The 26705-nt window shown below is 69.0% G+C and carries 23 protein-coding genes and 1 pseudogene; 14 read left to right on the forward strand and 10 right to left on the reverse strand.

The genetic code is table 11. The features are described from left to right. The first annotated feature begins 216 nt into the window (after positions 1-216). From AC3QL3_RS00305 to AC3QL3_RS00325, 5 genes are all read left to right on the forward strand, one after another. The gene (locus tag AC3QL3_RS00305; protein ID WP_492896217.1) at positions 217-1254 is read left to right on the forward strand and encodes a LysR family transcriptional regulator; all 1038 of its coding nucleotides are present in this window, start codon (positions 217-219) and stop codon (positions 1252-1254) included. 148 nt (positions 1255-1402) lie between these two features. Further along, on the forward strand, positions 1403-2182 hold the full coding sequence (locus AC3QL3_RS00310; protein WP_492896218.1) for an SDR family oxidoreductase: 780 nt from the start codon (positions 1403-1405) through the stop codon (positions 2180-2182). A gap of 39 nt (positions 2183-2221) precedes the next feature. Next, complete coding sequence (locus AC3QL3_RS00315; RefSeq protein ID WP_492896219.1) at positions 2222-2752, forward strand: OsmC family protein; 531 nt, start codon at positions 2222-2224, stop codon at positions 2750-2752. A gap of 324 nt (positions 2753-3076) precedes the next feature. Continuing rightward, positions 3077-3865 (forward strand): uracil-DNA glycosylase family protein, encoded by a 789-nt coding sequence (locus AC3QL3_RS00320; RefSeq protein ID WP_492896220.1) that lies wholly within the window; start codon positions 3077-3079, stop codon positions 3863-3865. Further along, positions 3858-5471, forward strand: a complete 1614-nt coding sequence (locus tag AC3QL3_RS00325; RefSeq protein WP_492896221.1) for an amidohydrolase family protein — start codon at positions 3858-3860, stop codon at positions 5469-5471. Before AC3QL3_RS00320 ends, AC3QL3_RS00325 begins: the two co-directional genes overlap by 8 nt. A gap of 28 nt (positions 5472-5499) precedes the next feature. Here the strand turns inward: AC3QL3_RS00325 and AC3QL3_RS00330 are convergent, their stop codons facing one another. Further along, positions 5500-6315, reverse strand: coding sequence for a LytR/AlgR family response regulator transcription factor (locus tag AC3QL3_RS00330; protein WP_492896222.1), 816 nt, complete (start codon positions 6313-6315; stop codon positions 5500-5502). Positions 6316-6546: 231 nt separating this feature from the next. Between AC3QL3_RS00330 and AC3QL3_RS00335 the strand changes: the two genes are divergently transcribed. Next, complete coding sequence (locus AC3QL3_RS00335; protein ID WP_492898816.1) at positions 6547-7140, forward strand: nuclear transport factor 2 family protein; 594 nt, start codon at positions 6547-6549, stop codon at positions 7138-7140. Here AC3QL3_RS00335 and AC3QL3_RS00340 read toward each other — a convergent pair. Then, positions 7045-7395: pseudogene (locus AC3QL3_RS00340) on the reverse strand (nuclear transport factor 2 family protein); the annotation flags it as partial. The gene AC3QL3_RS00335 and the pseudogene AC3QL3_RS00340 sit on opposite strands and share 96 nt — an antisense overlap. Before the next feature lie 401 nt (positions 7396-7796). On the opposite strand from AC3QL3_RS00340, the gene hemP reads away from it, so the two are divergent. From hemP to AC3QL3_RS00370, 6 genes are all read left to right on the forward strand, one after another. After that, positions 7797-8006 (forward strand): hemin uptake protein HemP, encoded by a 210-nt coding sequence (hemP, locus tag AC3QL3_RS00345; protein WP_492896223.1) that lies wholly within the window; start codon positions 7797-7799, stop codon positions 8004-8006. A 148-nt stretch (positions 8007-8154) separates the two neighbouring features. Continuing rightward, positions 8155-10419 carry a TonB-dependent hemoglobin/transferrin/lactoferrin family receptor gene (locus AC3QL3_RS00350; protein ID WP_492896224.1) on the forward strand — a complete coding sequence of 755 codons (2265 nt, stop codon included), beginning with the start codon at positions 8155-8157 and terminating at the stop codon, positions 10417-10419. 28 nt (positions 10420-10447) lie between these two features. Then, entirely contained in the window at positions 10448-11122 is a 675-nt protein-coding gene (locus AC3QL3_RS00355; protein WP_492896225.1) for a hypothetical protein, read from the forward strand. A gap of 11 nt (positions 11123-11133) precedes the next feature. Further along, positions 11134-12171: a DUF6607 family protein gene (locus tag AC3QL3_RS00360; protein ID WP_492896226.1), complete on the forward strand. Its 1038-nt coding sequence runs from the start codon at positions 11134-11136 to the stop codon at positions 12169-12171. A 54-nt stretch (positions 12172-12225) separates the two neighbouring features. Next, on the forward strand, positions 12226-13614 hold the full coding sequence (locus tag AC3QL3_RS00365) for a sulfatase family protein (RefSeq protein WP_492896227.1): 1389 nt from the start codon (positions 12226-12228) through the stop codon (positions 13612-13614). A 488-nt stretch (positions 13615-14102) separates the two neighbouring features. Further along, positions 14103-14495, forward strand: coding sequence for a helix-turn-helix domain-containing protein (locus AC3QL3_RS00370; RefSeq protein ID WP_492896228.1), 393 nt, complete (start codon positions 14103-14105; stop codon positions 14493-14495). Here AC3QL3_RS00370 and ppc read toward each other — a convergent pair. After that, complete coding sequence (gene ppc / locus AC3QL3_RS00375; protein ID WP_492896229.1) at positions 14492-17239, reverse strand: phosphoenolpyruvate carboxylase; 2748 nt, start codon at positions 17237-17239, stop codon at positions 14492-14494. The genes AC3QL3_RS00370 and ppc overlap by 4 nt on opposite strands. A gap of 320 nt (positions 17240-17559) precedes the next feature. On the opposite strand from ppc, the gene AC3QL3_RS00380 reads away from it, so the two are divergent. Both AC3QL3_RS00380 and AC3QL3_RS00385 read left to right on the forward strand, forming a co-directional pair. Beyond that, positions 17560-18342 (forward strand): hypothetical protein, encoded by a 783-nt coding sequence (locus tag AC3QL3_RS00380; RefSeq protein ID WP_492896230.1) that lies wholly within the window; start codon positions 17560-17562, stop codon positions 18340-18342. A gap of 31 nt (positions 18343-18373) precedes the next feature. After that, the gene (locus tag AC3QL3_RS00385) at positions 18374-19123 is read left to right on the forward strand and encodes an MHYT domain-containing protein (RefSeq protein WP_492896232.1); all 750 of its coding nucleotides are present in this window, start codon (positions 18374-18376) and stop codon (positions 19121-19123) included. Between the two features lie 54 nt (positions 19124-19177). On the opposite strand, the gene AC3QL3_RS00390 is transcribed toward AC3QL3_RS00385, so the two are convergent. From AC3QL3_RS00390 to AC3QL3_RS00420, 7 genes are read right to left on the reverse strand one after another with little or no spacing between them, the layout of a single operon-like run. Then, positions 19178-20170 carry a multidrug resistance efflux transporter family protein gene (locus AC3QL3_RS00390; protein WP_492896233.1) on the reverse strand — a complete coding sequence of 331 codons (993 nt, stop codon included), beginning with the start codon at positions 20168-20170 and terminating at the stop codon, positions 19178-19180. Beyond that, on the reverse strand, positions 20167-21039 hold the full coding sequence (gene bioC, locus AC3QL3_RS00395; protein ID WP_492896234.1) for a malonyl-ACP O-methyltransferase BioC: 873 nt from the start codon (positions 21037-21039) through the stop codon (positions 20167-20169). Before bioC ends, AC3QL3_RS00390 begins: the two co-directional genes overlap by 4 nt. Further along, a complete protein-coding gene (bioH, locus tag AC3QL3_RS00400) occupies positions 21036-21797 on the reverse strand; it encodes a pimeloyl-ACP methyl ester esterase BioH (RefSeq protein ID WP_492896235.1) in 762 nt (253 codons plus the stop codon). Before bioH ends, bioC begins: the two co-directional genes overlap by 4 nt. 1 nt (position 21798) lies before the next feature. Next, a complete protein-coding gene (locus tag AC3QL3_RS00405; protein WP_492896236.1) occupies positions 21799-22197 on the reverse strand; it encodes a DUF7079 family protein in 399 nt (132 codons plus the stop codon). Continuing rightward, on the reverse strand, positions 22194-23399 hold the full coding sequence (bioF, locus tag AC3QL3_RS00410; RefSeq protein ID WP_492896237.1) for an 8-amino-7-oxononanoate synthase: 1206 nt from the start codon (positions 23397-23399) through the stop codon (positions 22194-22196). The genes AC3QL3_RS00405 and bioF overlap by 4 nt, the downstream gene beginning before the upstream one ends. Next, positions 23399-26134 carry a protein kinase domain-containing protein gene (locus AC3QL3_RS00415; RefSeq protein ID WP_492896238.1) on the reverse strand — a complete coding sequence of 912 codons (2736 nt, stop codon included), beginning with the start codon at positions 26132-26134 and terminating at the stop codon, positions 23399-23401. The genes bioF and AC3QL3_RS00415 overlap by 1 nt, the downstream gene beginning before the upstream one ends. After that, the gene (locus AC3QL3_RS00420; protein WP_492896239.1) at positions 26131-26697 is read right to left on the reverse strand and encodes an ECF-type sigma factor; all 567 of its coding nucleotides are present in this window, start codon (positions 26695-26697) and stop codon (positions 26131-26133) included. The genes AC3QL3_RS00415 and AC3QL3_RS00420 overlap by 4 nt, the downstream gene beginning before the upstream one ends. Positions 26698-26705: the final 8 nt, after the last annotated feature.

Raw genomic sequence — 26705 nt, forward strand, 5'->3', positions numbered from 1 at the left:
GCGCAACGCGCGGCGCCGTGCTGAAGCGCAACTTAGGGCTTGCCCCGACGCCTCAGTAGGCGCCTGAGCGGATGCACGGTGTTGCGTGCGGCGCATCAATCGGTCGCGCCGCTGTCACAACGCGCGCCGCTCGAACGTCTAGCCGGATATGAACACCAATGCCTGGGTTTGCCGAGGTCGCGCCCTTCGCTTCGAAAGCATGCAGAGGGAGCGCCGATGAACGCGCTCGCCGCCGTGCCGCTCGACGGCCACGATCCTCTGATCTCGAGTTTCTCGGCCAGCTACGCCGGCGTGGTCGCCTTCATCGCGGTCGCCACCGAAGGCAGCTTCGCGCGTGCCGGCGAGCGCCTCGGTGTCGGCCGCTCGGCGGTCAGCCGCAGCGTGCAGAAGCTCGAAGGCCAGCTCGGCACGCGTCTGTTCCAGCGCACCACGCGCGCGACCTCGCTGACGCGCGAAGGCGAACGGTTCTTCGAGAGCTGCCGTCCCGGTGTCGAACGCATCCTGCACGCGCTGGAGGAAATGCGCGATCTGCGCGAGGGTCCGCCGCGCGGACTGCTGCGCATCAGCGCGACGCCCAGCTTCGGACGCAAGGTAGTGGCGCCGTTGCTGCGCACGTTCCGCGCGCGCTGTCCCGAGGTCGAGGTGGAGCTGTCCTTGCAGGAGCGCGAAGCGGATCTGGTGACCGACCGCGTCGACGTCGCGTTCCGCGAAGGCGTACTGGACGACAGCCAAGTCATCGCGAAGCAGCTGATCCCGATGCGCATGCTGGTCTGCGCATCGCCCGCGTATGCGCGCCGCCGTGGCCTGCCCGATTCGATCGAGGGTCTCGCCGCGCACGCCTGCGTCAATCAGTTGCTGCCGACAGGCCGTGTGCGTCCCTGGAGCTTCAAGACGAACGGGCGCGCCGTCAGCGTGATGCCGCAGGCCGATCTCGCTTTCAACGACGCCGAACTCGTGTTGCAGTCGGTGTTGGAGGGCGAGGGCTTGGCGCAATTGCCTGCTTATCAGGTGTGCGCGGCGTTGCGCAGCGGATCTTTGATCGCCTGCCTCGAGCCGTATGCGCCCGACGATGGCGGCCACTATCTGTGCTATCCGAGCCGTCAGCAATTGCCCAAGCGCATCCGCGCGTTCGTCGATTTCATGACCCATCAGGTGCGCGCCCTGGATCTGGACTGCGCCACGCTCAAGCGGCATGCAATGCGCGCGGAGCACGACGCGGTGGCGCCGCTCGGCGAGATCAGCGCCGCCGCGTGAGCGCCGCGTCGATTGATGCGCGGTGGGAAACATCGCGCGGCCCTGACCGGGGCTACTGTCCCTGCGCGAGCGCTCCTAGCATTCGATCGAAGCGTCATCCGGCCGCGCGCTGCGTGCCGCATCCCTTTTTCGATCGATCGAGGTCGCAATGAAAATCCTAGTCATCGGCGGCACCGGCCGCATCGGCAGCAAAGTCGTGGCGCGCTTGCGCGAGCAAGGACACGAGGCGATCGCTGCGGCGCCGGCGACCGGCGTCGACATTCTCAGCGGCGCGGGCCTCGACGAGGCGATGGTCGGTACCGAGATCGTGGTGGATCTGGCCAACTCGCCGTCCTTCGAAGACGCACCCGCGCTGGAATTCTTCCGCACGGCGGGGCGCAACATCGCCGCGGCCGAGACGAAGGCCGGCGTCGGCCATCATCTGGCGTTATCGGTGGTCGGCACCGACCAGCTGGTCGCCAGCGGCTACATGCGCGCCAAGCTCGCGCAGGAGCAGTTGATCCGCGACTCCGGCACTCCCTACACGATCGTGCGCTCGACCCAGTTCTTCGATTTCCTGCCCGGCATCATCGAATCGGGCGCGAACGGCTCGACGGTGCGGCTGTCGTCGGCGTTGGTGCAGCCGATCGCGGCCGAGGACGTAGCCGAAGCGGTCGCGCATTTCGCCTTGCAGGCGCCGGCCAGCGGCATCGTCGAGATCGCCGGCCCCGAGCGCGAACCGCTGGCCGGGCTCGCGCAACGATTCATGACGCGGATCGAAGACCCGCGCGAGGTCGTCGCCGATGCGCACGCGCTGTACTTCGGCGCCGAGCTCGCCCTCGAGTCCTTGGTTCCGTCGCATGCGCAGTGGAAGGGTGCCTCCAATTTCGAGCGCTGGTTCGAGCGTTCTCAGTTCGCAGGCCAAGACCCGGCACGCGCTCCGCGCTGAGGCGTGCGCGCATCTGGCGCCTGCCGCACGAGAAAACGCATGCACGCCCCGCGACGATCGCCGCTTCATCCCTTGATCAGCCGCCACGCGGAGCCTCTGCAATCGCTGTACACCGAACGCGTCTGCGTGAGCGGCGCCGAAGCGGAGCGCGGTCGCAGCTCCGGTATCGCGATTTCCCACGATGGCACCTTCGCGGCGCAGCTGCGAAGGCCGCTCGCGCTCGGCGGTCCGGGCGGCGGTACCAACGCCGAGCAACTGCTCGCGGCCGGTTATGCGGCGTGCTTCCATGGCGCGTTGACGTCGCTCGCCGATCGCTGCGGCGTGGCCTTGGTCGATGCCAGCGTGGAGGCCGCCGTGAGTTTCGCGCGCGATCCGGTCGACGGGCATTTCCTCTTGCTGGCGCAGATCCAAGTTCGCCTGCCCAGTCTCGATCGACGACTGGCAGCGGAATTGATCCGCGAAACCGAACGTATTAGCCCCTGCACCAAGTTGTTTCGGCGCGGCATCGAACATGTGGTCGCGCTCGCGCCGCCGGCGAGTTCGTGCGAGACGCATGTGGCCGATCCGTGAGCGACATCGGAGTGCTGCCATGGCGCCGAGAATCGCGAGCGTCCATCCGACAGGTAGGCGAGAGCACGGAGAATCCGTTCGAGGGCAGCGCGAACGACGTGCCGATCACGCGTCTCTGTCAGGACGTCGAAGACGACTTGCGCGCACTGCTCGGCGAAGGCGGCCAACGCCGGCTTGCGCGCGTCCAGGCCGACATCAGCTCGTAGCCCTGCGACGGCCGTAAGTCGCCCGCTGTCAGTTCCGCCCGTGAAACGGCGTTAGACCTGGGAGCGGATGTCGCGCGAGGCGCGACGGCGCAGCGGATCGACAGCGTCGGGGCAAGCCATGATCGAATTCGACAAGGGGCCGCCGCAGGCCTACGCCAAGCTGTTCGCGGCGTGCCCGGACTACGGCACGCTCAAGTCGCACTTCTGGTACGACTGGGGGCCGATCTTCTATCGCGGCCGTCTCGACGGCAGCGCGAAACTGCTCTGCGTCGCTTCGGACCCAGGCGCCACCGAACGCATCGCCGGCCGCACCCTGATCGGCGACGCGGGTCAGCGCGTGCAGGGATTTCTGGCCAAGCTCGGCCTCACGCGTTCCTATCTCTGCCTCAACGCCTTCTCCTACGCGCTGATTCCGGGCGAGTCCGCGCAGGGCGACGACGTGCTGACGCAACCCGCCCAGATCGCCTGGCGCAACCGCTTGTTCGATCGCGCCAAACGACCGGCGCTGCAAGCGGTGGTCGCGTTCGGCGTGCAGGCGCGTCGGGCGATCGAGCTGTGGCCGGGCCGCGGCGATCTGCCGCTGCTCGCCATTCCCCACCCGAGCAGCCGCGACGAAACCGAACTGCTCGATCGCTGGCGCGCGGCCGTGACGCAGTTGCGCGGCATCGTGGCGCCCGATGCCGACGGTCAGACGGACTTGCCCAACTACGGCGCGAGCTTCCAGGAAAGCGACTACGCAGCGATCCCGCGGCGCGACCTCCCATTCGGAGCGCCGGCCTTTCTCGGCGACGACGCCGCGCTGCGTGCGCGCACCCCGCCGCTGCGCACCGGCGTGACGCGGCCGCGTCCCGACGATCGCCACACGCTGATCTGGATCGCGCCCGCCGCGGAGCCCGCCGATGGCTGAGCCCGCGAAAAGCGTGCTGAAGGGACGCGTCGTCACCATGGACGCCGCCGATCGCGTGCTCGAAGACGGCCTCGTCTACATCGACGGCATTCGCATCGCCGGCGTCGGGCCAGCCGGCGCTCCGCCGCCGCCCGGCTTCGAGGCGGTCGCGCCGCGTGCGGTCGGCGGCACGATCTATCCGGGCCTGATCGACCTGCACAACCACCTCAGCTACAACGCGCTGACCTTGTGGAAGGTGCCCAAGCGCTACACCAATCGCGACGATTGGGCGCGCCATCCCGACTACCGCCGTCTGATCAGCGGGCCGATGAACGTGCTCGGCCAAACCGACGGCTATCCCGAAGCGATCGCGCGCTACGCCGAATGCAAAGCCTTGCTCGGCGGCGTCACCACCTCGCAAGGCATCGCATTGTTCAGCGACGCCGGCATTCGCCGCTACTACCCCGGCTTGCTGCGCAACGTCGAGCTGTCCGATGGCCCCGATTTGCCAGCGGCGGCTGCGCGCATCGTCGATGTGGTCGCCGAGGACGCCGCCAAGTTCCTGCAACGGCTGCAACAGAGTAGTTGCCTACTGCTGCACTTGAGCGAAGGAACCGACCAGCGTGCGCACAACCACTTCGATGCGCTGCGGCTGCCCGACGGACAAGTCGCAATTACCGACGCGCTCGCCGGCATCCATTGCGTCGCCTTGAAGCGCGCCGACTTCAAGCTTCTGGCCGCGCACGGCGGCGCGATGGTGTGGTCGCCGCTCAGCAATCTCTTGCTGTACGGGCAGACCGCGGACATCGAATCGGCGGCGGCGGAAGAGGTGCTGATCGGCATCGGTTCGGACTGGTCGCCGAGCGGCAGCAAGAATCTCTTGGGCGAGCTCAAAGTGGCCTATGCGTACTCGCAAGCGTCGGGCAATCCGCTCTCGACCCAGGCGATCGTTGCGATGGCGACGCGCAATGCCGCGAAGATCGTGAAGTGGCACGGCGCGCTCGGTTCGCTCGAAGCGGGTAAGCGTGCGGATCTGATCGTCGTCGGCGGAACCAAGCGCAAGGATCCGTATCTCCATCTCATCGCTGCGAAGGAAACGGACATCCGCCTGGTGATGATCGACGGCGTGCGTCGATACGGCCTGCCGAGCTTGATGGGCACAAACGCCGGGCTCGAGAACTGGAAAGTCGGCAATCGGCAACGCCGCCTGGACTTGCGTCAAGCCGACGCCGCGGCCTTCGGCAGCCGCTTGAGCTTGCGCGAAACGACCGATCGCCTGCGTGACGGATTGCAGAATCTGAAGAAGCTCGCGCAGGACCTCGAAGCGCCGCCGCCGGCGGGCGCACGCAAGCTAGGCGCGCATCCGCGCTGGTTTCTCGAACTCGATCACGACGAGCCCGCCGGCGTTTCCATCCGCCCGCGCTTCGCCGAAGAAGCCGATGCGCCGCGCAAGATCTCCGCCATGGGCGCCGGAATGGTGGGTGCGGTCCCGCTGTCGAAACTGCTCGGGCCGCTTCCGCTCGATACGCTCACTGGCGCCGACGATCCGTCCTATCTCGACGGGCTGCTCGCGCAGGACAATCTGCCGGCGGCGTTCAAGACCGAGTTGCAGCGGATCTACCGCTGAGCGCGCGGATCCGGGCACCGGCTTCGCCTCAGAACGTCAGCGCCCGCAATCGGCGCGCTCCTTCGCGGCTGGTTCTTACGGTCTCGCCGTTGCGCAGGGTCACCAGGAAGCAGCCGCTGCCGGCGGGCTCGGCGCGTTCGAAATGATCGAGATTGACGATGCCCGAACGGTGCACGCGGAGAAAGCGCGCCGGATCGAGCCGCCGCTCGAATTCGGCGAGGCTGAAGCGGGCGAGATGGCGTCCTGACACGGTCGCTACGTCGGAATAGTCCTGCGCACCGCTGATCGACACGATGTCGCGGACGTTGACGCAATGAATGGTGTCGCCGGCCTTGCGAAAGTAGCGATCGAGGCGATCGCTCGGCGGCTGCGGCGAAGCCGTCTGGCGCTTGGAGATGGCGTAGATCGTCGCCGCGATGGCGGCATACACGGCGAGACCCTGCACGCTCTGCCAGGCCAGCGCCTGCGGCGAAAAATGCCCGACCTCGAAAGGGCGCCCCTCCGTTACTCGCAAGATCGCTTGCAGGACGACGATGCAACCGTACCAAGTGGCGGCGAATGCCGGCGCGAACACACCATGCAAGGCGATCTGGGCCGGCGGCGGGAGCGGCCATACGACTGTGCGCACCGCGATACCGAACAGCACGGCGAGCAGGCTCAGCGGCACGGCGTTCGTAACGGCGTACAGCGTCGCCTCGACCGGAGCCAAACCCATCGTCGTATGGAAGACCACCGCATAGAGCAAACCGATCGCCACGGTCGCGGCGGCGGCCCAGGCCAGATGCCGGAGGGAGCTGGGCGTGTCCGTCCTGTCGTCCTTCAGCCGAGCGGAATGTCGATTCATCGCCGTCACCGACCGCTGGTGGAATTTTTCCGCCGCCCGCTTAGAGCTCGAATAGGGTAGCGGCCGCTCGAATGATGTCCCATCCACGGAGCGCCTGCCACGGTCCGCTCCGAACTTGCCGGAGGTCGTATGCGTGTCGCCTTGTCCCTCTTGTTGTTCGCCCATTTCTTCACGTTCGCCGCGCCGTGCGGAGCTTCGCCGCCGGCAGCCGACTGTCCGGAATTCACGCGCATGGGTGCCGACGTCGAGGCGGTGCGAAACCGCGAGTTGCGTGGCGCGCGCGTCAACATCGACGGCTGGGAAATCGCCGAAGCGCGCGCTTTCTTCGCGCCGGATTATCTGTCGGTCCAGCCGGACGGCAGCGTGCGCCGGCTGGATGCGGTCATGGCGACCTTCGTCGACGGTCGCAGCCGCGGCTGGGCGCGCAGCTTCGAGCTCTCTTCACTGGAAATCAGCGTCTACCGCTGTGTCGCGGCGGTCGTCACCGGCGTAGCCGAGGTTCGCATCGCCGCCGCGCCTGCCGACGCGCCGCCCTGGCGCATTCGCTATCTCAATGTCTGGCGACGGCAGGGCCAGCAGTGGCTGAATTCGGCCAATCAGTTCACGCGCATCGGCGCGGCGGCCGCTGCGCAAACGTCCTCACTTGATCTCTCGGGCGACATCGCGCACGACGACCCATTTGCCATCACGTTTTTCGAGGATATCCATCCAAACAAACTTGCCGCTGATGTCCTTCCCGTCCTTGGTTCTCTTTTCGGTCGAGCTGCCAATGGCCGTCGCGATGTTGCCGAACACTTGCACATCGATGGGCCCGAGTTCGAATGATTCGAGCTTGTCCTTTCCGGACTTGAAGTTCTGCAGAAGGGTCTCTTTGGTGGTGAGCTTGCCGGACCCGAAATCGTCTGCGAAAAATTGACCGAGCTTGTCGATGTCCGCTGCCACCATGGCATCTCCCATCTCTCGTTCCACTTGTTTGATGGCGGCGACGGCAGCGGCGTCTTCGATGGGGGCGGGCGGGGCGGCGAGTGCGGGTACTGCGAGCGCGCAGGCGAGTAGAGCCGAAGCAGCGGGCATTTTCATGGTGCATCTCCTGTTCGATCGGATGACATATCGATAGAGCGATGACCCATCGAGAGTGCCCGCGTTGCTTGCGGCGGGAACGCGGTGTTCCTCCGCGTACTCCACTCGAGAAGTGTCGCGATCCAGTGTAGGTATCGCAATCGAAAAACCTCAGACCGCTCGCTGCACCCCAGCGACCACCCGCTGCATCCACGACGGCACCGCGACCACCGGCCGTTCGACGAAGCTCGACAGTCACTGGCGGCGTGCGCGCACTGTATCGACTTGCGGCAATTGCCGGGCTGGGCGAAGACGACGAGGTCGCGCGCACTCATGTCGGAATCCCCATCGCACTCGGGTGATTGACAGTTAAATGAGAATCGTTATCATTTACCCCGCAACCACGATGCGGGAGTTAAGCCATGTTCGAGTCACACCAGGCTGCGCCGGGCCTTTCCGACTCCGGTACGCGTAGCAATTCGATCAACGAGCACCGTCCGCGCAGCCTGTCGCCGCTGCGTATCGCCAGCGGCAAGCTGCTCGGCGGCGGCAACGAGTTGGTCATCGAGCACGCCGGGCAGGAATATCGCCTGCGCCTGACGCGCAACGACAAGCTCATCCTGACCAAGTAAAGCGTCACCCAAGCAATCCGACGCGGCCACTGCCGCGTCGACCGGCGCTCGCGCCGTTCATCGCTCCAACGTCGCCAGCCCAGAGCCGGTCGCCATCCCGGTTCCTCGCCAGCCAGTTGTTCCGAAACGACTGTCCAACAGGGACCGCATGATCCGCAGACCCCTCGTCGGCGCCGCGCTACTCGCGCTCGCCGGATTCGCGCGCGCCGACGACGCCGCAGCAGACGCCAAGCCCGATCTCGGTATCGTCGACGAACTCGAACGCATCGTCGTCACCGCGACGAAGACGCCGCGCGCGCAGAAAGACGTCGCCAGCGAAGTCAGCATCATCGACGCGCGCGAAATCGATCGCCGCCAAATGCACGACATCGCCGATCTCGTCCGCTACGAGCCCGGCGTGTCGATCACCGGCAGCGCGAACGGCGGCAATCGTTTCGGCGCCGGCGGCTTTTCCATCCGCGGCCTCTCCGGCAATCGCGTGCGCATCGAAATCGACGGCATTCCGATCTCCGATGCGTTCGAGATCGGCAGCTTCTCCAGCGCCGGTCGCGACATCGTCGACCTCGACGTGCTCAAGCGCGTGGAGATCGTGCGCGGCGCCGCGTCGTCCCTGTACGGTTCCGACGCGCTGGCCGGCGTCGTCTCCTTCATGACGAAGGATCCGGCCGACTATCTCGGCAAGGACGGCGGCCAGTTCGCCTCGGCCAAATGGCTTTATGACAGCGCCAGCCGCGAGACCGCGCTCAGCGGCACCTGGGCCGGCGGCAGCGCGAGCGACGGCCTCGTGCTGGTGGCGACGCATCGTGAAGGCAATGCGCAGAACAACATGGGCGAGAACGACAGCGCCAGTTCGCGCCGCACGCGGCCCAATCCGCAGGACACGCGCAGCGACTCGCTGCTGGCCAAGTACGTGCACACCGCCGATTCCGGCCGCGTCGACCGTCTCACCTTCGAAGGCGAGAAGGGCAAGGTCGACACCGACGTGCTCAGCAGTCTCGGCTACAGCGCGTTGACCAACACCATGACCACCGCGCTCGACGGCCGCGACACGCGTCAGCGCCTGCGCGCCGCGTTCGATCAGGAACTGCCGCTGTCGTCCGCGCTGGCCGATCGGCTCGATTGGAAGCTGTACGTGCAGCGCAGTGAAATCACCCAGGACACGCGCGAAGACCGCTGGACGCGCAGCGACGCCGGCCTGACCAATCCAAAGCAGCGCTTCCGCCGCTTCACCTTCGACCAGCGCGTGTTCGGCGCCGAAGCGACCGCGCACAAGGACTTCAGCAGCGGCGGCATCGAGCATGCGATCACCTACGGTGTCGACCTCACGCGCACGCGCACGGAGGAGCAGCGCGACGGCTGGCAGCGCGACGTCACCACCGGCAACGTCACCAACGTCGTTTCGCCGGACACCTTTCCGGTGCGCGACTTCCCGACCAGCGACACCACCACCGCTGCGTTCTTCGCGCAGGACGAAATGCGCTTGTTCGACGGACGCCTCAGCCTGACGCCGGGCCTGCGCGTGGACTACTACAAGCTCGAACCGCGCCGCGATCCGGTCTTCGCCGAAGACAACCCGGGCGTCCATCCGGTCGACATCGATCACACCAGCTGGTCGCCCAAACTCGGTGCGATCTGGCGCTTCGACGACACTTGGTCGGCGTTCGCGCAGTACGCGCACGGCTTCCGCGCGCCGCCCTACAACGACGTCAACATCGGCTTCACCAACCTGCAGTTCGGCTACACCGCGCGACCCAATCCGAAGCTGAAGCCGGAAACCAGCAACGGCGTCGAACTCGGACTGCGCGCGAACGGCCGCTACGGCTACGCCAGCCTGTCGGTCTACGAAAACCGCTATCGCGACTTCATCGACTCGACCGCGTTCGTCGGTATCGATCCGCAGTCGGGCCTGCAGATCTTCCAATCGATCAATCGCAGTCGCGTAAAAATCCGCGGCGCCGAGGCGCGTTACGGCCTCAACTTCGGCGCCTTCAACGACGCGCTCGAAGGCTTCTCTCTGCAAGGCAACATCGCTTACGCACGCGGCGACGACGAGACCGACAAGCAGCCGCTCGCCACCGTCGATCCGCTCAGCGCCGTAGTCGGCCTCAGCTACGAACGCGCCGACTGGAGCGCCGAGCTGTTCAGCCGCTTCGTCGAGCACAAGGATCGCCTGCCCATGGCAGAAGCAGCCGGATCGGCGCTGTTCGCCGCACCCGGTTACGCGACGCTCGATTTCTACGCGCGCTGGAAGCCGTACGAACGTCTCGAGCTGTTCGGCGCGCTGACCAACCTGACCGATCGGCGCTACTGGACCTGGGGTTCGGTCAACGCGATTCCCTACAGCGCGGCGACCATCGACCGCTACAGCCAACCGGGCCGCGCCGTGCGCGTGGGTCTGCGCGCGACCTTCTGACCGATTCTCCCCGCTCGCGAGGCGCCCCATGAGCGACTATCACGACGACTGGAATGCGCTGCCGTTCGATCCCGCCGGCGAACCTTTCGGCAGCTGGAGCGAGCCGGCGGCGACGCCGGCGCAAGCGCCGGCGATGCGCGATTGCGTCGCGCTCGATCTGCCGCGGCTGGCCGAATGGCTGCCGCGGCTCGGCGCCGTGCTGTGGCTGGAACGGCGCGAACGGCGCAGCCCGGCGATGCGCGCGCTGATCGGCGCGCGCGGCATCGTGCTGCTCGAACATCCGTCGCTGGCCGTGCTCGGCCGCTGCAGCGCAATCGCCGCGCACACCGCGGTCACGCCGCACGGCCCGCGCGAGTGGCTGAGTTTCCGCGACGCCAAGGACGAGGTGCGCGCGAAATTGTTCCTGCTGCCCGATACCGACTACCTCGCCTGGGATGAAATGGCCGCCGCGGCGCGGCTGGCGCCGGCCAGCGAAGAGCCGCCGCGCTGGCACGCGCACGCGGCCTTCCTGCGCGGCGCGCTGTCGCGGCTCGGCAGCCCCTGGCGCGCGCGCGTGCTGCGCTTCGAACTCAGCCGCCTGCCGTGGCTGCGCACGCTCGATGCGCAGCCGCCGTTGCGCATGTCACTGCTCGGCCTGGAGCTGGCGCGTGCGATCGCGCGCAGCGAAGGCGCCGAGCTCGTTTCACCCCTGCATTCCGCTTGAAGGAGATGTCCATGCGTTCATTGCCAGCCTTTGCGCTAGCCGCCGCCCTCGGTCTGTCCGGTTGCGCCACCTACGCGAGCAAACCCGCCAAGGAGGCGCCCAAGCCCTTGGCCGAAGCCGCACCGGCGACCTACACGCCGCCGTGTGCGCAGACGCCGACCACGCCGCAGGCCGCGTTCGAATGCGACCGCAAGAGCATCCTCGCGATGGCCGGCGAATTTCGCGTGCGCTTCGCCTTCGACGAAACCGCGGCACTGGCGCCCGGTTACGCGCCGCAGGCGGCGCAGCGCTCGGGCGGCACCGAATTGGTCGAAGTCATCGCCGACGACGGTGAACACATCTCGCTGCAGCACATCCTCGTGCTCGGCAAGGACCACACGGTGGTCAAGCATTGGCGCCAGGACTGGCGCTACCAGCCCAAACAAGTGCTGCGCTTCCGCGGTCTGGGCCGCTTCGAAACGCAGGCGGTCGCCGCCACCGACGCGCACGGCGCGTGGTCGCAGACGGTCTACGAAGTGGACGATGCGCCGCGCTACGCCGGTCTTGGCCGCTGGGTCCATGCCAACGGCGAGAACGTGTGGGAATCGGAGCGCGTCTGGCGTCCGCTGCCGCGACGCGAATACACCAAGCGCACCGACTACCAGGCGCTCGAAGTGGTCAACCGCCACGCGCTGACGCCGGCCGGCTGGATTCACGAGCAGGACAACACCAAGCTCGCGCTGAAGCCCGGCGGCAGCGTGCAGGCGCTCGCGCGCGAACGCGGCATCAACAGCTACACGCGCATCGCCGACTACGACTTCGGCGCCGGCCGCGAGTATTGGAAGAAGACCTCGGCGTACTGGACCGGCGTGCGCGCGGAATGGGCGCGCTACGAAGCGGCGCATCCGAGTTTCACCACCAGCCCGGAACCGAACGGCGAGCCGCGCATCGAGAAATTCTTCCAGCTCGCCGAGCGTGCCGAGAAGGGCGAGACGATCGCCGACGGTGAAATCCGCGGCGTGCTCGAAACCTACGTCCGCTCGCCCGCCGCGGTCGCCGCGCAGCCGTAGTCGATCGCGCAGGTATCATCGAGACCGTTACGGCCGGAGCGTGCGGGAGCGAGGATGAAACGTCGGGAGCTGCTGAAAGCGGCCGTCGCCGGTGCGGCGGCCGCCGCTGCGCCTCGCCTGCGCGCGCGTGCGGCGCAGCGTCCGAACCTGGTCTTTTTCCTGGTCGACGATCAGCGCTACGACTCGCTCGGCTGCGCCGGCCATCCGCTGATCAAGACTCCGCGCATCGATGCGCTAGCCGCCGCCGGCGTGCGCTTCAGCCATGCCTTCGTGACGACGCCGATCTGCGCCGCCAGCCGTGCCTCGATCTTCACCGGACTGACCGAGCATCGTCACGGCTACTCGTTCCTGACGCCGCCGATCGCAGCGCGCATCGCGCAGAACTACTACCCGCTGCTGCTGCGTCGCGCCGGTTATCGCACCGCCTGCATCGGCAAATACGGTGTGCAGACCGAAGGCGAGATCGAAGCGAGCGCGTTCGAACTGTTCGACTCGCGCGACCGTCCCTATCACCCACCCCAGCCCGACGGCAGCCGCGGCCGTCACATCGATGCGATCAACACCGAGCACGCGATCGACTTCATCGCCTCGGCCGATCCGGCCAAACCGTTCGCGCTGCAGCTGAACTTCAGTTCGGTGCACGCCGAAGACGACGACAAGGCCGCGCAGTACCAGCCGATCGACGAAGCGGCCGGGCTCTACGCCGACGTCGATCCGACGCCGCCGCCGCTGGCCGACCCGAGCGTGTTCGAGGCGCTGCCGCGTTTCCTGCGCGAATCGGAAAACCGCACCCGTTATAGCTGGCGCTTCGATACGCCGGAGAAATTCCGCACCAATCTGCGCAACTACTACCGCATGGTCAGCGGCGTCGACCGCATGGTCGGCCGCGTGCTCGACGCGCTCGCGGCGAAAGGGTTGGCCGGCAACACGGTCGTGGTCTATTCCTCCGACAACGGCGTCTATCTCGGCGAGCGCGGCTTCGGCGACAAGTACTCGCATTTCGAAGAGTCCATCCGCGTGCCGCTGATCGTCAGCGATCCGCGCAAACCGGCGACTGCGCACGGCCGCGTGGTCGACGCGCTCGCGCTCAACATCGACCTGCCGGCGACGTTCACCGCCTTGGCCGGCCTCGCGCCGCCGCCGTACCAGGGCCGCAGCCTGACGCCGTTCCTCGACGCGCGCACGCCGCGCTGGCGGGAAGGGTTCTTCTGCGAATTCCGCGCGATGAACTACGGCACCATCCCGAAGTGGGAAGGCGTGCGCACGCGCTCGCACATGTACGCCAACTACTTCGAGCAGCAGCCGGCGTACGAGTTCGTGCACGACCTGCGCGCCGATCCGGAAGAGCGCGTCAATCTCGCCACCGACCCGCGCCACGCCGATCTTCTCGCGCGACTGCGCCGCGAAACGGCGCGGCGGCGCGCGGCGTTCGACACGATCTAGGGCGATCGCGCCAGGACGGTCGCGCGCAGCTCGCATTGCTGTCGTGCGCGCATCACCGCTGACGTGATGGCCGAGCCGGCGCGGACTCGCACAACGGTTGCGGATCGGCCCCTCCGATCCGCATCGCCGTTGTACGACGGGCGTCCCTACGCCGGCTCGGCATCCCGCCTCCCTCCCCCCTGTCCACATCGCGCTCGAGATGCGGCAGGACCGCACATCGACGCGACGCCCCCTACGCTCGGACGCGCGGCATTCTGAGGGGCCGGCGAAACCGCACCAAGGTGATGCGGAGGCGCGAATACGCAGCGCCCCTGAGTCGACCGGTTGACGCGTGCTTGCGACCGCGCGAAGTTAGGCGCCGCTCAGTGGGGCTAGGTAACTTCACTCACTTTCGCTAGAGGCATCAGCGATACTGAGTGCGACGGGGCCACCGCGGCCGCGCCGATGGTGGCGCCGAGCGGGTTGGCACAGGTGTCGAAGGGGGAAACGTGAAAACACCGAGACGGCGCGCCAGCGACCGTGCGTTCGCAGGTCCGCTCAGCAGCCGCGTGCGCTACGCGCGCCGGCTGACCAAGCTGAGCCAGGCCGCCTTCGCCAAGGCGCTCGGCGTCGGCGCCAGCGCGGTCGCGCAATGGGAGGTTCCGCGCGGCACCTCGCCGACGATCCCGCATTTGATCGAGATCGCCGTACTCGCCGGCGTTGCCTTCGAGTGGCTGGCGACCGGCCGCGGTGCGGTCGGACTCGCCGGTCACGAAATGCCGGCGATCGATTCGTCCTCGTTCACCGTCGACCACAGCGAAGACCGTCTGCTCGCCGCCTATCGGCGCATCCCGGCGCGCAAGCGCGAAAGCTTCGTGCGCTGGATGGAAGAGTTCTTCTAGCCGGTGTTCTGCAAGGCCTGCGCCACACCGTGCACGGTCGACACCAGCGCGCCGAACACCTCGTCATCGGGGCGATCGGCGGCGCGCCAGCGTTGCAGCAGGTCGGCTTGGATCAAGTTCATCGGATCGGCATAGGGGTTGCGCAGACGGATCGACTGCGCCAGGCGCGCGTCGTCGGCGAGCAGGCGGTCGCTGCGCTTGAGCCGCAGCACCCAATTCACCGTGCGCGCGAATTCCTCCGCCAGACGCGGAAAGAAGGTCTCGTGCAGCGGGCCTGCGAGCTGAGAGAAGCATTCGGCGATGTCGAGATCGCTTTTCGCCAGCACCATTTCGAGATCGCCGATCAGGGTGCGGAAGAACGCCCAATCGCGCGCCATCTCCTGCAACACCGCTTCTTCGCCGCGCGCGGCGGCGGCATCGAGCGCGCTGCCGACGCCGTACCAGCCGGGCAGGTTGGAGCGGCATTGCGTCCAGGCGAATACCCACGGAATCGCGCGCAGCGAGGCGACGCCGGCGGTGCCGCCGCGGCGCGACGGGCGTGAGCCCAGCGTCATGCGCTCGATCACGTCGATCGGCGTGGCGGCGCGGAAGTAGTCGACGAAGCCCGGCGTGTCGACCACCAGTTCGCGGTAGCTGCGTGCGCCGTCGTCGGCGAGCGCGCGCATCGTCTCGCGCCAGCGCGTCTCGCGCGGCTCGGGCGCGCGCGGGCGCAGGGTCGCGTGCATCACCGCGCCCACGCTCTGTTCGAGGCTGCGCAAGGCGAGCGCGCGGATGCCGTATTTCTGGTGGATCACCTCGCCTTGTTCGGTCACGCGGAAATGACCGTCGACGGCGCCGCGCGGCGCCGCCATCACGGCGCGCGAGGTCTTGCCGCCGCCGCGGCTGACGCTGCCGCCGCGGCCGTGGAAGAAGATCAAGGTCACGCCGGCCGCGCGCGCGATCTCGAGCAATTCGACCTGCGCGCGCTGCAGCGACCAGCGCGCGGCGAGCAAGCCGCCGTCCTTGGCGCTGTCGGAGTAGCCGAGCATGATCGTCTGACGATCGCCGCGTGCGGCCAGATGCGCGCGATAGACCGGATCGGCGAGCAGGGCGCGGAAGGTGTCCGGTGCGGCGCGCAGGTCGGCGATCGTTTCGAACAGCGGCGCGACGTCGAGCGGCACCGTGCCGATGCTCTCGACCAGCTTGCCCGCGCGCGCCAGCGCGAGCACCGCGAGCACGTCGGCGACGCTGCCGGCCATGCTGATGATGTAGAGGCCGAGCGCGGCATCGCCGTAGCGTCGGCGCGCGTCGGCGAGCGCAGTGAAGACGGCGACGCTGCGCTCGAATGCGCCGGTTTCCGTCTCGCCGTTCGCAGCGGCTGGATGCTTCGCGTCGCGCGCGGCGGCGGCATCGCTCAAGGTCTGCGCGCCGCTCGCGTACGGCGCCCACTGTGCGGCGCGCAGGCGCGCGTCCTGCGGCAGTTCACCCAGCGCTTCGGCCAGCGCGCTCGCATGCACGCGCGAGTCCTGGCGCACGTCGAGCCGCGCCAGATGAAAACCGAACGCGGCGATGCGTCGCTGCAGGCGACGCACCGCGAACCAGCCCGCGTGCGCGCCGCCGTTGGCGCGCAGAGACGTGGCGATCAGCTCGATGTCGGCGGCGAACTCGGCCGGTTCGCGATAGGCCTGCGGTTCGTCGTGCGCGGTCGCGGCGAGGCGCGCGCCGATCAGCTGCAGCAGGCCGCGGTAGGGCATGTTGGCGTGGCGCGGACGAATCTTCGCCGCCGCTTCGGGCAGCAGCGCGCGATAGTCGGACAAACGCGCGAGCACGCCGCGCTCGATGCCGACGCGATCCAGCGTCTGCGACAGCAGCCGTGCCAGCTCGGCGCATTCGTGGCGGTAGCGCGCGAGCACCAGCCGGCGCTGCGTGCGCAGGCTGGCCGCGATCGTCTCGGCGCCGACGTTGGGGTTGCCGTCCATGTCGCCGCCGACCCAGGAGGCGAAGCGCAGCAGGCGCGGCAGCTTCGGGCAAGTGCCGTAGACCGCGACCATGGCGTCTTCGAGCGTCTCGTAGAACACCGGCAGCACGCGGTAGATCGGATCGGCCAGATAGAAGTCGACGTGGTCGAGTTCGTCCTGCACCGACGGGCGCACGTGCGAGATGTCGGCGGTCTGCCAGCCGCAGGTCAGCGCCATACGCAGGCGCGCCCAATCGACCGTGCGCTCGCCGTCGGTGCGCGGACCGGTGAAGTCGGCGATCAGCGCGCGCACGATCTCCTGCTCCTTTTCGAGCAGGGCGCGACGCGAGGCTTCGGTCGGATGCGCGGTGAACACCGGCTCGACGTCGATGCGAGGCAGCGCCGACAGCAGTTCATCGACGCCGACGCCGGCGTCCTTGAGCCGTTGCAGCACTTCGCGCAGGCCGTCGGGCTGCGGCGTGGCGCCGGCGATCTGGTAGTCGCGCCGGCGCCGGATGCGCTGTACGCGCTCGGCCAGGTTGACTACTTGGAAGTAGGTCGAGAACGCGCGGCTGACGGCGTCGGCCGTGCGCGCGTCGAGGCCGGACAACTCGCGCGCCAGCGCCGCCGCCGGTTCCTCGTGCTGGCGCCGGCGGATGGCGGCGCTACGGGCGGACTCCACCCGTTGATAGAACGCCTCGCCCTCCTGCTCGACCAGGAGCTCGCCGACCAGGCGGCCGAGTCGGCGCACGTCGTCGCGCAAGCCCTGCTGGTGGGGGCCGAATTCGGCGTCGCGACGTTCCTGCATGGGGCGCTCCGGCGGCTGCGAAGGGCGAGCTTAGCAAGTCATGCTGCTTTGCAGCGAACCGGACCGTTCGGGTCGCGCCGGCGGCCGTACGGCGGCGGAGTGAGATGGAAGTCGCATTTCCGTCGAGAAAGCGATGGCTGCGACACCGAAAAGGGACGGCGACGACATAATGTTCACAAAGATAACTGTGGAATTCATCTGCGGCTCGCCGGCGCACGCACCATCCGTTCGCTGGCGGCAGGGGCCCGCAGGCGACGACCGCAAAACCCGCGCTGCCCGGGGGCGAGCGCGGCGCCGCGTGCCGTTGCCCGAGGAAATTCATGGCCGATATCGAGTTCCGCGTCGTCTCCGACCGCCGCGAAGGTCTGTTGCTCGAGCTGGGGCGGCTGATCGTCGCCAGCGGCTTCACCCTGCAGCGCCAGCGCATGACGCGCGGCGACGAAGGCGTCGTATTGACGATGGTCGTGCGCGGACCCGAGCAGAACCTGCTCGCGCTGGAGGATCGGCTCGGCAGCCATCCGATCGTGCAGAGCTTCGAGGCCACGGTCGTCGACGCAGCACAGGTGGCAGCAGCGACCGCGGCCGCCGAAGCGCCGCGACCTCGCGTCGCGGCGGAGCCGCGCAGCGAAACCGCCACCGCCACTGCGGCCGCGCCCGATCCGGGCCGAGTCGAGGCCTTGCTCGGCGCGCTGGCGCGCGAATACCCCGACATCTTCAACCGCGTACTCGCCTTCGAGCATGAAGTCGCGCCGGCGCATCGCGAAGCGAGCACGCGCTACGCCGGCACGCGTCTGGGCGCGTGGATCTACAAACGCGATTACGCGCTCGGCGCGCGCCTGAACCTGGTCGACTCGGTCAAGCACATCGCGCTGCCGGCGATGCGCCAGCTGCTGCGCGGCACCGATCTCGACGGCGACGCGTTGCGCATCAAGAACAGCCCGTTCACCGGCATCGGCCTGCATCGCGGGCCGGCCTGCCATTTCCTGCGCGGCTGTCTGGAAGGACTGTTGAGCGAGCCCGGCCATCTCGGCCGCCCGCGCATCCTCGAAACCTCATGCCGCAACGCCGGCGCCGACGCCTGCGTGTTCACGTTCGCCGCCTGATCTTGTTCGTTTTTCGGAGGAGGGGTTTGCCATGCACGACCACGCCATACAATGCATCCACGATCCGCTGCTCGCCGCGCTGTCCTACCTGGTCGCGGTGCTCGGCTCCTACACCGCGCTGCAGTTGGCGGTCGGCATTCCGGCCGCGAACAACTCGCGCGAACGCACGCAGGCAATCGTCGCCGCCGGTGCCGCCATCGGCGGCGCGATCTGGGCGATGCACTTCATCGCGATGCTGGCCTGCCAGATGGAAGTGCAGGTCACCTACGACGTGCCCCTGACCCTGCTGTCGGCAGTGATCGGCATGCTCTCGTGCATGGTCGGCCTGGCCATCGCCGGCAGCGGCGTGTTCGCCTGGTCCAAGCTCGGCCTCGCCGGCGTCTTCATGGGCGTCGGCGTCGCCGGCATGCACTACACCGGCATGGCCGCGATGCGCATGGCCGCGACCACGCACTACGACAGCGGCATCGTCGCCTTGTCGGTGCTGATCGCGATCGTCGCCTCGGCCGCAGCGCTGTGGCTCGCCTTCAACATGCGCGGCGTCGCGCAGATGCTCGGCAGTGCGCTGGTGATGGGGGTGGCGGTCTGCGGCATGCACTACACCGGCATGGCGGCGGCGAGTTTCGTGCCGACCAGCGAAGCCGCGGCCAGCGCCACCGCCGGCGGTGTCGGCGGCCAGTATCTGGGCGCGACGATCTTCGGCGTGACGACGCTGCTGCTGGCGACCGTGCTCGCGGTCAGCCTGGTGCGCCAGCAGCGCCGCGCGCTCGTGCGCATCTGAGAATTCGCGCAGCGGCGATGCCCGGCATCGCCGCTGCGTCTTAAGCACCGCGATTTAAGCGCCGCGATCGGTGCGCAGCGCCTGCGTCGTGCGCGGATCGCCCGCCGCTTCGCGCCCGACCAGCAGCCCGAGCCCGACGATGCCGGCGACCACCAGCACGCCGCCGAGCGCGGCGTAGCCGCTGGGTGGCGCTTCGCCGAGCAAGATCACGCCGAGCAGGCTCGAGAACAACAACTCCGCCGCCTGCATCGCCTCGACCGCGCCGAGCGCGGCCGGATCGTTGCGCACCATGCCGGTCGCCTGAAAGAACAGGATCGTCGCGATGGTGCCGGTGAACAAGGCGACGCCGGCGGCGAGCAGGATCTGCATCGGCGGCGGCGCGCCGACCGTCGCACCGGCGTAGCCCGCGACCAGCCACCAGCACGGCTGGCTCGCCAAGGTCATGCCGAATACACGCTGCGCCGCATTGAGATTCTCGCCGCTGCGTTCCAGATGCAGCAGGATCGCGCGATTGCCGAGCGGATACAGGAACGCCGACGCGGCGACCGCGAACAAGGCGAGCCAGGCCTGGCGATCGAGATGGCCGTCGAAATGCCCGGCCTGCATGATCGCGACGCCGCCGACGATGACGCCGCCGAGCGCGAGCGCGCGCCGCGGCAGGCGCGAACGTCCGTCGCGGTACAACAGCGGGCCGAGCAGCATGCCGGCGATCACGGTGAGCTGAAAGGTGCCGGCGACCAGCCAGGCTGGCGCGAACGCCGCCGCCCAGGTCAGACACACACAGAACAAACCGAAGCCGACCCCGCTCCAACCGAGCCAGACCCACGGATGCGCGCGCAGCGCGCGCCACACCGGTGCGAAGCCGCCTTGCCAGGGCATCACCAGCGCGAGCATCGGCAAGGTCAGGAGATAGCGCAGCGCCGCCGACCAGGCCCAATGGCCGCCGTCGTCGGCCATCGCGCGATTGAGCACGTAGGTCGCGGTGAAGAACAGCGCCGCGGCGAGCGCGAGCAGCACCGCCGCGACGGCCTGGCGGCGCGCGGTCACCGCCGGCTCCCGCGCAGCCGTTCGATCGGGAAGGTGGCGATGTCGGCACCGCCTTCGCGGCGCGGTTGGCCGGGTTGCGGCGCGTGTGCTTGCGCGTAGACGACTTCGTACGTCGCCGGCAGCACGCCGTCGTGGCGGAACGCCTCGTAGGCTTCGATCACGCGCAAGAGGTGCGTCTTGCCGGTCAAGCTGCGCGTGCGTTGGGTGTCGGCATTGGTGGCGCCGATCGCGTGCAGCTCGCGCATCAGGCTGCGCGCGTCGGCGTAGGTCAAGACGAAATCGTCGCGTTCGAGCACCGGATCGCGGAAGCCGCTGACCAGGAGCGCATCGCCGATGTCGTGCATATCGACGAAGCGGCTGACGTGCGGCGCGCGGTCGACCGCGGCGAAGGCGGCGCGCAGTTCTTTCAGCGTGTCCGGCCCGAAGGTCGAGAATAGCAGCACGCCGCCGGGCCGCAGCACGCGACGAAACTCGGCCAGCGCGAGGCCGGGATCTTCGCACCACTGCAAGCACAGGTTGGAATGCACCAGATCCATGCTGGCATCGGCGAACGGCAGCGCCTGCGCATCGCCGGCGATGCGCTCGAACGCCGGCGGCGTGCCGGCGTGGCGCGCCGCCGCGCGCAGCATCGGCACGGCCAGATCGAGCGCGAACACTTCCGCTTGCGCGAAGCGCTCGCGCAAGGCCGCGGTGCCGGCGCCTGGGCCGCAACCGACATCGAGCACGCGGGCCGGCGCGAACGCCTCATCTTCGAGCCGCTCGCGCAAGCGCTGGCCGACTTCGGCCTGCAACACCGCGTTCTCTTCGTAGCTCTGCGCTGCGCGGCCGAAAGCGTGCCGCACGTGCGCCTGGTCCAGACCCGCGCTCATGCCGGCAACTCCGCCGCGAAGGCTTCGATCGCGTCGGCGACCGCTTCGGCGTGTTCGAGGAACGGCGCGTGGCCGCTGTTGACTTCGACGAAGCGTCCCGCCGGAGCCAGCGCGGCCGCCTGCTGCATCGTGGCCGGCGCGACCAGCCGATCGCGGCGGCCGGCGATCCACAAACTCGGCACGCGCAGTCGCGCCAGTTCGTCGCGCAGATCGCTGGTTTCGAGCGTGCGCAAACCGTCCTGCAAAGCCGCGAGCGTCGGCTCGCCGCGCTCGAACACGCGCGATTTCAAATCGCGCAGCTCGGCCTGCGCGTTGGGCGAGCCGAGGGTTTCCAGCGCGAGGAAGCGCTCGATCGTGTCGCGGTAGTGCGTTTGCAGATCGGTACCGAACGCGGCGAACACTTCGCGCGCCACGCCGTGCGGCCAATCCGGCGCGGCGACGAAGCGCGGACTCGATGCGAGCAGCGCGACGCCGCGCACCGATTCGCTCCGATCGAGCGTCGCACGCAGCGCGACCAGACCGCCGAGCGACCAGCCGATCCACAACGCGCGCGGCGTCGCCAGTGCGATGCGCCGCGCGCTGTCGACGAGATCGAACGACACCTCATCGCGGCTGTTGCCGTGACCGGGCAGGTCGACGGCGTGCACGCGAAAGCGCGGCGTCAGCCGTTGCAGCAGCGGCGCGAAGACGCCGCCGTGCATGGCCCAGCCGTGAATCAAGACCAGATCCGGTCCGTCGCCTCGAACGTCGATATGCACATCAATTTCCAGAATGAGCGAAAGAGGAAGGCGCCGCCGCGGCGCGCAAGCGCGCGATGCGCGGTTCGAGCAGACGCCAGAGCAAGACGGCGTAGCGCCGCTGGCAACGGCCGCGCGCACGCAGCCAGCGCGGCCGGCGCCGGTTGGCCAGAATGCGCGCGGCCAGCCAGGTTTGATCGAAGCGATCCCACACGCCGACACTCGCGCACAGATTGGCGGCCAGCGCCGGATGCACCTCGTCGAACAGGATCGAACGCAGCTCGGCTGCGGCATACGGCGTCGAGGCGAGTTCATGCGCGACAGGCCTCACCTGGTCGCGATAGGAGCTGTCCAAATAAAGATCCGACAGCGCCGACCACACCGCACGCCGCGTCGACAGATCGTCCGGCCGATCATTCATGCGAGCGCCACCGCCAGCGCGTCGAGCAAGCGCTCGATCTCGCCTTCGGAATGCTGCGCCGACAAAGTCACGCGCAGGCGTGCGCGGCCGGCCGGCACGGTCGGCGCGCGGATCGCCGGCACGTAGAAGCCGGCCGCTTCGAGCCGTTGCGCCACGCTCAGCGCGCGCGCGCTGTCACCGACCGGCAGCGGCTGGATCGGCGTGCGCGAATCGAGCAGCTCGATCGCGCGCGCGGCGGCGCCGTGGCGGAAGTGCGCGATCAGGCGAACGAGTCGATCGCGCCGCCAATCTTCGAACCGCGCCACCTCGATCGCGGCGCGTGTCGCCGCCGCCAGTGCGGGCGGCAACGCGGTGGTGTAGACGAAGCTGCGCGCGACCTGGACCAAGCCCGCGATCGTCGCCGCGCTGCCGGCGACGAACGCGCCGGCGACGCCGAGCGCCTTGCCGAGCGTGCCGATCAGGAGCGGCACTTGTCGCTGCGACAAGCCGGCTTCGGCCACGCTGCCGGCGCCTTCGGGACCGAGCACGCCGAGGCCGTGCGCATCGTCGACCAGCAAGGTCGCGCCGTGCGTTTCGCACAAGGCGGCCAGTTCACTCAACGGAGCGACGTCGCCGTCCATGCTGAAGACGCCGTCGGTGGCGAGCAATGCGGCCGCCTGCGGCCGGCTCGCCAGCTGGCGCGCGGCGCTGGCGAGGTCGGCGTGCAGGTAGCGTTTGAGTTCGCAGCTAGCCAAGCGCGCGCCGTCGAGCAGGCTGGCGTGGTTGAGTTTGTCTTGCACGCACAGATCGCCGTCGCCGAGCAGGGCCGAAAGCACGCCGAGATTGGCCATGTAGCCGGTCGAAAACAGCAGCGCGCGCTCGCGTCCGGTCCAGCGCGCGAGCGCGTGTTCAAGCGCTTCGTGTTCTTCGCGATGACCGCCGAGCAGATGCGCCGCGCCGGCACCGACGCCGTCCGCGCGTGCGGCACGCGTCAGCGCTTCGACCAGGGCCGGATGCCGCGCGAGGCCGAGATAGTCGTTGCTGGCGAAATTCAAAAGACGCTTGCCGTCGACGACGATCGCCGCGCCGTTCGCGCTTTCGATCGTGCGCACGCGCCGCAGCAGCTGCGCCCGCGCGCGACGGGCGTGCTCGTCGGCGAGGCGATGCAGCAGGTCGGGCCGCGTCGCGAGCGGCGCCATGGACGGCGTGCGTGCCGTGCTCATCAGCGCATTCCGAGTTGCGTCGCCGTGCGCTCGGCCTCGGCGCGCCAGACCTGCGTCGGCAGATAGGCTTCGCGCATGATCGGCAGCGCGGCGGCGAGCAGCGTGCGCGCTTCCTCGCTGCGGCCTTGCCGCCTGCGCACTTCCGCCTGCTCGCTGCGCGCGGTCGCCAGTTCCGCCGGCGTCGCCGCGCTCGCCTGGAAGCCCGCGATCGCCGCGGTCAGTTCGCTGTCGGCCAGGTCGAGCCGGTTCTGCATCAGCGCGATCGCCGCGCGCTGGCGATGCACGTGAGCGAAGACTTTGTGCTCGGGCGGCAGCAGGGCCGCCCACAAGCGTTCGGCTTGCGCGGTGAGCGAGAGCGAACTTTCCACATGCCGCGCGCGCCGCTCGGCGAGGGCGAGCTGCCAGGTGACCATCACGTACTCGTAGGAATCTTCGCCGTCGATGCGCCCGGCGCGCGCGCGCAGATCCTCGAGCATGGCGACCGCGCGTTCGGCTTGCCCGGCCTGCGCCAAGGTGCGCGCCTCGTTGCGCGCGGCGCCGCGGCGCGCGTCGCTGTCGGCTTCGATCCCACCGCGATCGAGCGCGGCGCGCGCCTGCGCGTGCACGCGCAGCGCCTGCGTGTAGTCGCCGGCGTCGTCGAGCGCGAGCGCGAGATTGCTGAAGATGACGGCCTGGTTGTACGGGCTCTCGTTGCCGGCCGTCTTCAGCCGCTGCAGCACGTCGGCCGCCTCGCGGAAACGGCCTAGCTCTTTCAGCGTCAGCGCAAGTTCGTTGCCCAGCTCCAGCATCGACATGCCGCCCGACCCGGTCACCTGCTCCTGCTGCGCGATGACCGCGCGCAGGATCTGCTCGGCCTGCGCCGGCCGGCCGCAGGTCCGGTGCGCCATCGCTTGCAGGCGCAACAGATGCAGGCGGTCCGGCGCGTTCGGCGCCAGGCCCGCGGCTTGTTCTTCCAGGCCGCGTGTGGCGACGGCCAAGGCGGCTTCGCAGTCGTTGTTCGACAGCAGCGAGACCAGCATCTGCGTCGCGCGCATCGCCAGCGGTGCCGGCAGCGGCGCGGCGCCCGCTGCGCGCGGTTCGAGTACCTGTTTCAGCAGCGGAATCGCTTTCGCGTCTTCGCCGGCATTGTGGTGCAGGAAGGCGAGCGAGACGCGATCGTAAGCCTGCTCGTCGGGATCGTTCGGCGCGTAGCGCTTGCGCAAGGCGGAGGCTTGGCGCACGGCCTCGCGCGCCTCGTCGATGCGATCGCTGCTGCCGAGCAGGTTGGCGTACTGATCGTAGTCGAGCGCCAGCGCCAGCGCCTCGGCGCGATCGCGCGCCGGTGCGCCGTCGAGGCCGCTGCGAAAGAGCTCGATCGCCGCGCTCGTTTCGCCGAGCGAGTCGTACAGGCGACCGAGCAGGCGCTGCGTCGGTTGCGCGACGGCCGCATCGAGCTTCTGCGCGTCGAGCTTCGCGCGTGCTTGGTCGAGCAGGTCGCGCACGCTGACGGTGGTGCTGAGCGCGTTGTCCGGCGCCGCGGCGGTGAAGGCGTCGGTGAGAAAGCCGAGCGCGGCACGCGCGCGTTCGGCGTCGCGCTCGGAGGCGACACGCGCCTGCTGCGCGGTCGCTTCGGCGGCCAGCGCGCGCTCGCGTTCGCGATCCAGGCGCACGACGAACAGGCCGAGCGCGAGCGCGGCGAGCAGGCTCGCGGCGACACCGAGGCGATGGCGGCCAACGAACTTGCGCAAGCGGTACGCGTTCGTCATCGGCGCGGCGCGCACCGGGCGGCCGTTGCGATAGCGATCGAGGTCGTCGCGGAATTCGCCGGCGCCGGCGTAGCGGCGCGCGGGGTCCTGGTCGGTGGCCTTGGCGACGATGCCGGCCAGCTCCGAGCCGAGCGGCAGCGCCGCCGGCGTTCTTGCAGTATTTCCGGTGCGGCCGCCGACGAGTTCGCGCAGCAGCACGCCGAGGCTGTAGATGTCGCTGGCGGTGGTGACGGTGCGGCCGTCGCGCTGTTCCGGGCTGGCGTAGCCGGCGCTGAAGACGCGCGTGGAGGTTTCGTGCGCGGCGCTGTCGAGATCGATCAGGCGCGCGATGCCGAAGTCGAGCAGCTTGACCTCGCCGGCGGCGTTGACGAGCACGTTGGCCGGCTTCAAGTCGCGATGCACGACCAGGCGCTGGTGCGCGTGGCCGACCGCATCGAGCATCGCGTCGAACAGCGCCAGGCGATCGTGCAGGCGCGGCGCGCGCTGCGCCGCGTAGTCGAGCAGGTCGAGTCCGTCGACGTATTCGAGCGCGAGCCAGGGCTGGCCGTCGGCGGTTTCGCCGCCGTCGAGCAGCCGGGCGATGTGCGGATGATCGAGGCCGGCCAGGATCTGCCGTTCCTGCCGCAACCGGCGCAGGCCGTCGGCGGTCGGAAAGCCGCGCAGCAGCTTGATCGCCACGCGCTGGTCGAAGCCGCCGTCGACGCGCTCGGCCAAGAACACCGTGCCCATGCCGCCGGCACCGAGTTCGCGCAGCAGACGGTAGGGCCCGAGACGGCTCTCGCGCGGTGCCGCGAATCGCGCCGCGCCGTCGGCGAGTGCGCGCGCGAGCGGATCGTCGGCGTCGCTGTCGGCGCTGAGCAGGCGGCGCAATGTCGTGCGCTCGTCCTCGCTCAGCGGCAATGCGGCGAGTGCGGCCTCGCGCTGTTCCAACGGCAACGCGCGCAGGCGCTCGAAGTCGTCGGCGTAGCGATCGAGCGAGGGCGTGCTCATGCTTCGAGCGCGGTCTTGAGCCAGGCGCGTGCGAGGCGCAGGTCGCGATCGACGGTGCCTTCGGACACCTCCAGCGCAGCCGCCACCTCCGTGCGCGTGAGGCCCCCGAAATAAACCAGCTCGATCATCCGCGCGCGGCGCGTATCGCTGGCGGCGAGATCGCGCAGCGCTTCGTCGATGCGCAGCAGCTGCGTGTCGCTCTCGGGTGTGGCGAGGACTTTCGCCTCGTCGAGATCGACGCGCTGCACGTCGCCGCCGCGCTTGTCGGCCAGACGCCGGCGTGCGGCGTCGACCAGGACTTGCCGCGTCGCCTGCGCGGCGACGTGAAAGAAATGCCGGCGGTCGGCCCAATCCAGCTCGCTGCCGAGCAGGCGCAACAAGGCTTCGTGGGCGAGGTCGGTCGCGCTCAGGGTGGCGCCGGGCAGGTTGCGCAAGGACTGCGCGGCGATCGCGCGCACGTTGGCGTAGACGCGCTGCATCAGCGCTTCGCGCGCCGCATCGTCGCCGCCGCGCCAGGCGGCGAGCAGACGGGTGATGTCGTGGTCCCCGGCGAGATCGCTCACCGCGGCGA

The organism is Dokdonella sp. GW821-FHT11D02 (genome assembly GCF_058808595.1).